The organism is Achromobacter sp., from assembly GCF_036567245.1.
Lineage (GTDB): Bacteria > Pseudomonadota > Gammaproteobacteria > Burkholderiales > Burkholderiaceae_B > Achromobacter.
This window is the reverse complement of the sequence record NZ_DATCUY010000231.1, coordinates 1-8,863: the sequence shown is the minus strand read 5'-3', so window position 1 is coordinate 8,863 and position 8,863 is coordinate 1. Positions and strand designations below refer to the sequence as shown.

Here is an 8,863-nt window from a genome sequence, read left to right as displayed (position 1 = left end):
AGCGTGCGCATCGGCATCATCGGCATCGCGCTCATCTGCGTGGTGCTGTACCGGCCCCAGGGCATTTTCGGCAACACCTCGACGCGCAGGAGATAGGGCATGACGCTGCTTTCCATCAATGGGCTGAGCGCCGGCTTCGGTGGCTTCAAGGCGCTCGACGACGTGTCGCTGGAGGTGCGCAAGGGCGAGCTGGTGGGCCTCATCGGCACCAACGGCGCGGGCAAGAGCACGCTGTTTTCGGTGGTCACGGGCTACATCCCGCCCAGTTCCGGTTCGGTGCGCTTCGCCGACGAGGACATCACCGGCGTGGCCGTGCACCAGCGCGTGCGCCGCGGACTGGCGCGCACCTTCCAGGTGCCGCGCGAATTCAGCCAACTGACGGTCTTCGACAACATGATGGCCGCCGCGCCGGACCAGCGCGGCGAAAAGCTGGCGGCGCTGGTCTTCGCCCGCCGCGAGGTGGCGCGCGAAGAAGCCCGCAACGCGGAGCGCGTGCATGAACTGCTGGCGTTCCTGAACCTGACCCGCGTAGCGGACGAGCCGGCCGGGAAGCTTTCGGGCGGCCAGAAGAAGCTGCTGGAGCTGGGGCGGCTGCTGATGCTGGAGCCGCGCTGCATCCTGCTGGACGAGCCGTTCGCAGGGGTCAATCCGGTGCTGATCGAAGAACTGTCGGCGCGCATCGTGGAACTGAACCAGCGCGGCCTGACCGTCGCCATCATCGAGCACAACCTGGAAGAGCTGTCGCGCATCGTGCCGCGCATGTACGTTATGGACCGCGGCCGCGTCATCGCCGAAGGGACGCCCGACAGCGTCCTGGCCAATGAACAGGTGCGCGAAGCGTACATGGGGGGAGTGATATGAGCCAGCTCGTCATGCAAGGCCTGTCCGGGGGCTACGGCGAGGTCGATATCGTCAGCGGCATCGACATGCACGTGGCGCCGCGCGAGATCGTCACCATCGCCGGCACCAACGGCGCGGGCAAGTCCACGCTGGTCAAGGCGGTGATGGGGTTGCTGCCGCGCATCGCCGGCACCATGACCTTCGACGGCCGCGACCTGCTTACGCTGCCGGTCGAAGAGCGCGTGCGCATCGGCATTTCCTATGTGCCGCAGGTGCGCAATGTGTTCGGCGCGCTGACCGTGCTGGAGAACCTGCAAGTGGTCGAGCACGTGCAGGCGCGCGAAAAGCGCATCCGCGACATGTTCGATCTGTTTCCCGCGCTGGCAGGGCGGCGCAAGACGCATGCCGAGAACCTGTCTGGCGGCGAACGCCAGCAGTTGGCCTTTGCCTGCGCGCTGATGTCCTCGCCGCGGCTGATGGTGCTGGACGAGCCCTCGGCCGCCTTGTCGCCGGCGCTGACCGAGCAGGTGTTCGCCGAAGTGCGGCGCCTGCCGCAGATCGGCGTGGGCGTGCTGATGGTGGAGCAGCGTGCGCGCCAGGCGCTGGCGTTCAGCGACCGCGGCTACATCCTGGATTCAGGCCGCATCGTGTTGACCGACACGGGGCAGGCGCTGCTGGCCAACCAGCATATGAGCGATCTGTATATCGGGCGCGGCGGCCACGCGAGTGGCGGGCATCCGGGGGGCGGCCATCGAGAAGAAGCTCGTCCGCCCAGCGGCAATACCGCCGCTTGAAACCGGCTGGACCGTCCCGCCGGCAGTGGCCCGCGCGGACGGCACGTTCACTTTTCCATATTCCTTTGCAGGAGCCGTATCTTGCCTAATTCCTTGCCTACTTCCGAAACCCTGGTTTCCCCGGCGTCCGTTGCGCGCCGCCCGGCGCCCGGCGCCATCGCCGCCCTTACCGCCACCGAGGGCCTGGCCGCGCTGGAGCAGGGCAAGCTGACCTGCGAGGCCTGGGCGCGCGCCTGCCTGGACCGCATCGAGGAACGCAACGGTGGCGTCAAGGCCTGGGTTCGGGTGGACGCCGAAGGCGCGCTGGCCCGCGCCCGCGAATGGGACCGCCACGGCCGGCGGCGTGCGCTGGACGGGGTGCCGCTGGGTATCAAGGACACCATCGACACGGCGGCCATGCCTACCGAACTGGGCGATCCCGAGATCTTTCCCGGCCGCCAGCCCGAGGCCGACGCGCCCGTGGTGACGCAGGCGCAGGAATTGGGCTTCAACCTGCTGGGCAAGAACACCGTGTCGCGCCACGCCATCATGCTGCCGGGTCCGGCGCGCAACCCGCACGACCTGAGCCGCACCCCGGCCGCGTCCTCGGCGGGTTCGGCGGCGGCGGTGGCTGACTTCATGGCGCCGCTGTCCATCGGCACGCAGACGGCGGGCTCCATCCTGCGGCCGTCGGCGTTCTGCGGCGCGGTGGGCTTCAAGCCCACGCTGGACGCCATTCCCTACGTGGCGATCCGGCGCTATTCGCGGGTATTGGATGTGATCGGACCGATCTCGCGTTCGGTCGACGACGCGGCGCTGTTCATGCGCGCCTTCACCGGCGACCCGCGTTTTGATCCGGCATCTTCGCTGCGCAGCGATTTCCGCCTGGGCGTGTGGCGTCCCAAGGATTGGGCGGATACGGAACCCTGCATGCGCGAGAGCTTCGAAGCCAATCTGCGCGCGCTGTCGGCCGCCGGCGTGAAGGTCACCGAACTCGCCATGCCACCGGCCTTCGACACCATGGGCGAAGCGCAGGACGTGATCATGGCCTATGACCTCGCGCGCGAGTATGCGGCCATCAAGCGCGACCACGCGGCGCTGTGCGATCCGGGCCTGATCGAGTACCTGACCATGGGCGAGGGGCTGTCCGCGGCCGATTACGCGGGGGCGCTGGACGCCGCCGATGCGTGCCGCCGCGCTTTCTACGATGCCGCGCGCGAGGTTGACGCCGTGGCCATGCCTTCGACGCTGGGCGAAGCGCCGCCTGCCAGCTCCACCGGCAGCTCGGCCTTCATCCGCATCTGGTCGCTGCTGCACAACCCGTCCATCACTTTGCCCGTCGCGCGCGGCCCCAACGGCCTGCCGCTGGGCTTACAGATGGTCGGTTTCGTCAAGGAGGACGCCCGACTGTTGTACTGGGCGCGTTGCGCCGAGCGCATCCTGGGATCCACCGCTCACCAGGCCTGACTGGCTCCGGGCCGGGCTTGATCCGCCGCGCGCCGCCGGGGCGCGGCGGATTCTTTGGCGCCTTCGGGCGCCTTTTTTGCGCCTGTTGCTTCGGGGTTTTCCCCAGTAATTCTCAGTATTCGGGAATAAAAAGTGGTTCAAGAGCCATAAATTGATAATCTGCGCTCCGTTAGCTTGGAGCCAAATGTTGAAAGCGGATCTATCAGTCGGGGCAGGCGCGGATCGCGTGCTGTATGTGCTGGCCACCCTGGCCAGGCATGACGGCCCCCTCAGCATCGCCGCTTTGGCCGAACAGACCGGCCTGGCGCAAAGCACCCTGTACCGGCAGGTGGCGCTGCTCAAGCGCTGGGGCTTCGTCGCCGAGCACGACGGCGAGTACGGCCCCGGCCCGCTGTGCGTGCAACTGGCCTGGGGCTTTGACCAGTCCTCGTTCCTGATCCATGAGGCGCAGCCCGACCTGGCCGCGCTGGCCGCCGCGTCCGGCGAAACCATCGGCCTGCTGGTGGCGGTCAAGGACCAGGCGGTCTGCCTGGACATGATCGAAAGCCAGCATCCGCTGCGTTGTTCATTCACCAAGGGCCGCGGCCTGCCGCTGGCGCGCGGCGCCTCCGCCAAGTCGCTGCTGGCCTTCATGCCGCTGGCCCGCCAGCAGGCCGCGCTGGCCTATCTGGCGGCCGAGGCCGACGTGGATGCCGATCGTCTCGGACACGAGCTGGAAGCCATCCGCGCCCAGGGTTACGCCATGACCGACAGCGAGGTCGACGCCGGCGTCTGGGGCGTGAGCGTGCCGATCTTTCAACGCGCCAATCAGGCCGTGGCCTCGATCACGCTGATGGCGCCTTCGACCCGGGCCGCCCAGCGGCCCGAGGCATTGACCGAAATGACCGTGGCCGCGGCCCGGCGCATCTCGGCGAAGTTGCAGGCTCATTGAGACCGCTACTTGTATTCCTCGCCCCACCCGTACACACCCGACCGCCGTATCCACTTTCCATAGAGGACCCACCATGACCACTCGCCGCACACTGCTGACCGCCGCCCTGACGCTGGGCCTCGCCTGGAGCGCCGGTCCGGCGTTCGCCCAGGACACCATCCGCGCCGTGACCGACGCCACCTTCCCGCCGATGGAATTCGTCAAGGACGGCAAGCGCACCGGCTTCGACATCGAACTGGTGGAAGCCCTGGCCGGCGCCATGGGCAAGAAGGTCGAATGGATCGACATCGACTTCAAGGGCCTGATTCCCGCCCTGCAGGCCGGCCGCGCCGACATCGCCGTGTCCGCCATCTACATCACGCCCGAGCGCGCCAAGGTCGTGGACTTCACCGATCCCTACTACGCCGGCGGCCTGGTGGTCATGACCAAGAAGGACGGCCCGGTCAAGACGTTGAAGGACCTGGACGGCCGCAAGGTGTCGGTGCAGGTCGGCACCAAGTCGGTCAACTACCTGAAGGAACACTACCCGTCGGTGCAGCGCGTGGAAGTCGAGAAGAACCAGGAGATGTTCAACCTGGTGCAGATCGGCCGCGCCGAAGCCGCGGTGACGGGCAAGCCCGCCGCCAAGCTGTTCGCCCAGAGCACGCCTGACCTGACGGTGCTGAACGACCAGATCACCACCGAGGACTACGGCATCGCCGTGCCCAAGAACAAGCCCGAGCTGACCCGTGATCTGAACGCCGCGCTGCAGAAGCTGAAGGCCGACGGCAGCTACCAGGCCATCGTCAACAAGTGGTTCGAGGCTCCCGCGAAATGAACCTGGATTTTTCTCCCGTCTTTGCCGACTTCGGCGCGCTGGTCAATGGCGCCGTGGTCACCGTCGAGGTGACCGCGGGCGCCTTGCTGCTGGCCTGCGTCATCGGCCTGCTGGTGGGCGTGGGGCGCCTCAACCCGAAGCGCTACGTCATCTACAACCTGTGCAGCGTCTATCTGCTGCTGTTCCGCGGCACGCCCTTGCTGGTGCAGCTGTTCATCTGGTTCTTCGGCCTGCCGCATTTCGGCATCACCCTGCCGGCGTTCGCCTGCGGCGTGCTGGGCCTGGGCATGTACTCCGGCGCCTATGTGTCGGAAATCGTGCGCGGCGCGATCCAGTCGGTGGACCGCGGCCAGACCGAGGCGGCGCGCTCGCTCGGCATGTCGTCCGGCCAGGCCATGCGCATCATCGTGCTGCCGCAGGCGGTGGTGCGCATGATCCCGCCGCTTGGCAACGAATTCATCGCGCTGATCAAGAACTCGGCCCTGGTGTCGCTCTTGACGATCCACGACCTGATGCATGAAGGCCAGAAGATCATCAGCGTGTCCTATCGCTCGCTGGAAACCTATCTGGTGGTGGCGCTGATTTATCTGATCCTGACCACGGCCACCATGCTGGTGCTGCGCAAGGTTGAACACCGCCTGCGCGCGGGGGGGATGGTGCAATGAACTCCGCAATGAACTCCGCCGCGAGCCGGCCCGCGGCCTCGCAAGAAATGATCCGCATCCGCGGCCTGCGCAAATCCTACGGCGACCACGAGGTCCTGAGCGGCATCGACTTCGACGTGCTGCCGTCCCAGGTGGTGGTGGTGATCGGGCCCAGCGGCTCGGGCAAGAGCACCTTGCTGCGCTGCTGCAACGGCCTGGAAGTGGCGCAAGCCGGCACCATCGACATCTGCGGCCAGACGCTGCTGGACCACGGCAAGCTGCTGCCGGAAGCCGAACTCAACCAGCTGCGCATGCAGGTGGGCATGGTGTTCCAGGGCTTCAACCTGTTCCCGCACCTGTCGGTGCTGGACAACGTTACAGTCGGTCCGCGCAAGCTGCGCGGCATGGGCCGCGAAGAAGCCCATGCCTTGGCCGCGGATCTGCTGGACAAGGTCGGCCTGGGCCAGAAGATGTCGGCCATGCCCGCCAGCCTGTCGGGCGGGCAGAAGCAGCGCGTGGCCATCGCCCGCGCCCTGGCCATGCAACCCAAGGTCATGCTGTTCGACGAGCCGACCTCGGCGCTGGACCCGGAGCTGGTGGGCGAAGTGCTGCAGGTCATGAAGCTGCTGGCCAAGGAAGGCATGACCATGATGGTGGTCACGCACGAAATGGGCTTTGCCCGCGACGTGGCCGACATGGTGGCGGTGATGGACGGCGGCGTGATCCTGGAATCCGGTTCGCCCGACGTGATCTTCACCCAGCCGCGCGAGGCGCGTACCCGCGAGTTCCTGCAAGCGGTGCTGAGCGCGGGGCAGGGGGCTGCATGAACGCCGCGCAATTCGACAAAAGCCTGTGGAAGGCCCGCGACGACAGCGCCGAACAAGGCGACACGCGGCGCCTGGCGCATATCGTCGAAGCGGCCGCAGGCCAGGTCCGCAAGGGCGAGGCGGTGCTGCTGGGCTTTGCCTGCGACGCCGGCGTGGCCCGCAACCAGGGGCGCATCGGCGCGGCCGAAGGCCCGCAGGCCATCCGCAAATTCCTGGCGGGCTTGCCGGCGCATGGCCTCACGCGTTTGCTGGACGCCGGCGACGTGGCCTGCGAGGGCGACCGGCTCGAAGACGCTCAGGAGCAGCTGGGCCTGCGCGTCGCCGAACTGATGGAGCAGGGCGCCCGGCCGCTGGTGCTGGGCGGCGGCCATGAGATCGCCTGGGGCAGCTTCCAGGGCCTGGCGCGCTGGCTGGATGCCCGCGGCGACACGGAGCCCGTGCTGGTGCTGAACCTGGACGCGCACTTCGACCTGCGCACCGGGCGGCCCGGCAGTTCCGGCACGCCCTTCGATCAGATCTCGCGTTACTGCGAGGAGCGCGGCCGGGCCCTGCAATACGCCTGCCTGGGCGTATCGCGGCTGGCCAACACGCCGGCGCTGTACGCGCGCGCCGCCGAAGTCGGCGCCATCTGGGTCGAGGACCGCGACATGCAGGAGCGCCACCTGGCGGCGCGCCTGGCCAATGTCGACGCCTTGCTGACGCGGGCGCGGCATGTCTACCTGACCATAGACCTGGACGTGCTGCCCGCGGCGGTCATGCCGGGCGTGTCGGCGCCGGCGCCCTATGGGGTGCCGCTGACGGTGATCGAGGAAATCGTGCTGCGGGTCAAGGCCAGCGGCAAGCTGCGCCTGGCCGACATGGCCGAGTTCAACCCGCGCTACGACCAGGACGGCCATGGCGCGCGGGCGGCGGCGCGTCTTGCCTGGCAGTTGCTGAACGACTGAACGCATCGCGTGCCTCATCCGCCGGATGATGCATGGCGAGACCCGATAGGACGGCTTCCTTAGTAGGAAACCGTCCTATTTTTCATTCTGCTCACGGCTGCCGTCGAGGGCTCGCGCAGCTGGCTGACAGGCTGGACGCTGGCGGTTTCGCGGCTTAGGATAAGGGCAGCATCAGGCGCGGGTTTGCGACCCGTTCGGTCGCCACAACAGTTATATGTCCCTATTTAAAATATTTTTGTTTTAAATGGGGACGTCATAACTTTCGTGGATAAAATGGCGCAACTTAGTCAGGAGAGCATGCTCATGTCTCAAACTCCCACCCACGCCTTGCCGTCTTATCTGAATGCCGACGACCTCGGCCCCTGGGGTAATTACCTGCAACAAGTCGACCGGGTCACTCCGTATCTCGGCTCTCTGGCGCGGTGGGTTGAAACCCTGAAGCGCCCCAAGCGTTCGCTGATCGTCGATGTGCCGATCGAACTCGACAACGGCAGCATCGCCCACTTCGAGGGCTACCGCGTCCAGCACAACACCTCGCGCGGCCCCGGCAAGGGCGGCGTGCGCTTCCACCAGGACGTCACGCTGTCCGAAGTGATGGCGCTGGCGGCCTGGATGTCGGTCAAGAACGCCGCGGTGAACCTGCCCTACGGCGGCGCCAAGGGCGGCGTGCGGGTTGATCCACGCAAGCTGTCGGCCTCCGAACTGGAACGCATGACGCGCCGCTACACGACGGAAATCGGCGTCATCATCGGACCGTCCAAGGACATCCCGGCTCCTGACGTGAACACCAATGCCCAGACCATGGCCTGGATGATGGACACGTACTCCATGAACGAAGGCGCCACCGCCACTGGCGTGGTCACCGGCAAGCCGATCGCGCTGGGCGGCAGCCTGGGCCGGGTCGAGGCGACCGGCCGCGGCGTGTTCGTGGTGGGCTGCGAAGCCGCGCGCGACCTGAACATCGACGTGTCCAAGGCGCGCGTGGTGGTGCAGGGCTTCGGCAACGTGGGCGGCACCGCTGCCCGCCTGTTCCATGAAGCCGGCGCCAAGGTCATCGCCGCGCAGGACCACACCGGCACCGTCCACAACGCCGAAGGGCTGGACGTGCACAAGCTGCTGTCCCATGTGTCGCAACATGGCGGCGTGGGTGGCTTCTCCGGCGGCCAGGCCATGGACAAGAACGAGTTCTGGACGCTGGAAACCGAATTCCTGATCCCGGCCGCCCTGGAAAGCCAGATCACCGCCGCCAATGCCGCCAAGGTGCGCGCGAAGATCGTGGTGGAAGGCGCCAACGGCCCGACCACGCCGGAAGCGGACGACATCCTGGCCGAACACGGCGTCTATGTGGTGCCGGACGTGCTGGCCAACGCCGGCGGCGTGACGGTCAGCTACTTTGAATGGGTGCAGGACTTCTCCAGCTTCTTCTGGAGCGAGGACGAGATCAACCAGCGCCTGGAGCGCATCATGCGCGAAGCCTACGCGGCGGTGTCGCAAGTGGCCAAGGAGCACAAGGTCACGCTGCGCACGGCGGCGTTCATTGTTGCTTGCACGCGCATTTTGCAGGCGCGCCAGGTGCGCGGCCTGTATCCGTGATACCCGATACGGCGGGGCGTCCCCGGA

9 protein-coding genes are annotated in these 8,863 nt (G+C 67.1%); all 9 read left to right on the top strand.

Annotated features, from left to right (window positions below; all coding sequences use genetic code 11):
- Positions 1-99: 99 nt before the first annotated feature.
- The 9 genes from VIR09_RS10190 to VIR09_RS10150 all read left to right on the top strand — a co-directional run bounded on the left by VIR09_RS10190 (position 100) and on the right by VIR09_RS10150 (position 8,836).
- Complete coding sequence (locus VIR09_RS10190) at positions 100-861, top strand: ABC transporter ATP-binding protein (protein WP_332012756.1); 762 nt, start codon at positions 100-102, stop codon at positions 859-861.
- Positions 858-1,634: an ABC transporter ATP-binding protein gene (locus tag VIR09_RS10185; protein ID WP_332012755.1), complete on the top strand. Its 777-nt coding sequence runs from the start codon at positions 858-860 to the stop codon at positions 1,632-1,634. Before VIR09_RS10190 ends, VIR09_RS10185 begins: the two co-directional genes overlap by 4 nt.
- An 81-nt stretch (positions 1,635-1,715) precedes the next feature.
- Positions 1,716-3,080: an amidase gene (locus VIR09_RS10180; RefSeq protein WP_332012754.1), complete on the top strand. Its 1,365-nt coding sequence runs from the start codon at positions 1,716-1,718 to the stop codon at positions 3,078-3,080.
- Positions 3,081-3,264: 184 nt separating this feature from the next.
- On the top strand, positions 3,265-4,011 hold the full coding sequence (locus tag VIR09_RS10175; RefSeq protein WP_332012753.1) for an IclR family transcriptional regulator: 747 nt from the start codon (positions 3,265-3,267) through the stop codon (positions 4,009-4,011).
- A 73-nt stretch (positions 4,012-4,084) separates the two neighbouring features.
- Positions 4,085-4,828, top strand: coding sequence for a transporter substrate-binding domain-containing protein (locus VIR09_RS10170; RefSeq protein ID WP_332012752.1), 744 nt, complete (start codon positions 4,085-4,087; stop codon positions 4,826-4,828).
- Positions 4,825-5,493, top strand: coding sequence for an amino acid ABC transporter permease (locus tag VIR09_RS10165; RefSeq protein WP_332012751.1), 669 nt, complete (start codon positions 4,825-4,827; stop codon positions 5,491-5,493). The genes VIR09_RS10170 and VIR09_RS10165 overlap by 4 nt, the downstream gene beginning before the upstream one ends.
- A 47-nt stretch (positions 5,494-5,540) precedes the next feature.
- Entirely contained in the window at positions 5,541-6,299 is a 759-nt protein-coding gene (locus tag VIR09_RS10160) for an amino acid ABC transporter ATP-binding protein (RefSeq protein WP_162470892.1), read from the top strand.
- A complete protein-coding gene (hutG, locus tag VIR09_RS10155; RefSeq protein WP_332012750.1) occupies positions 6,296-7,243 on the top strand; it encodes a formimidoylglutamase in 948 nt (315 codons plus the stop codon). Before VIR09_RS10160 ends, hutG begins: the two co-directional genes overlap by 4 nt.
- Before the next feature lie 303 nt (positions 7,244-7,546).
- Entirely contained in the window at positions 7,547-8,836 is a 1,290-nt protein-coding gene (locus tag VIR09_RS10150; protein WP_332012749.1) for a Glu/Leu/Phe/Val dehydrogenase, read from the top strand.
- Positions 8,837-8,863 lie beyond the last annotated feature (27 nt).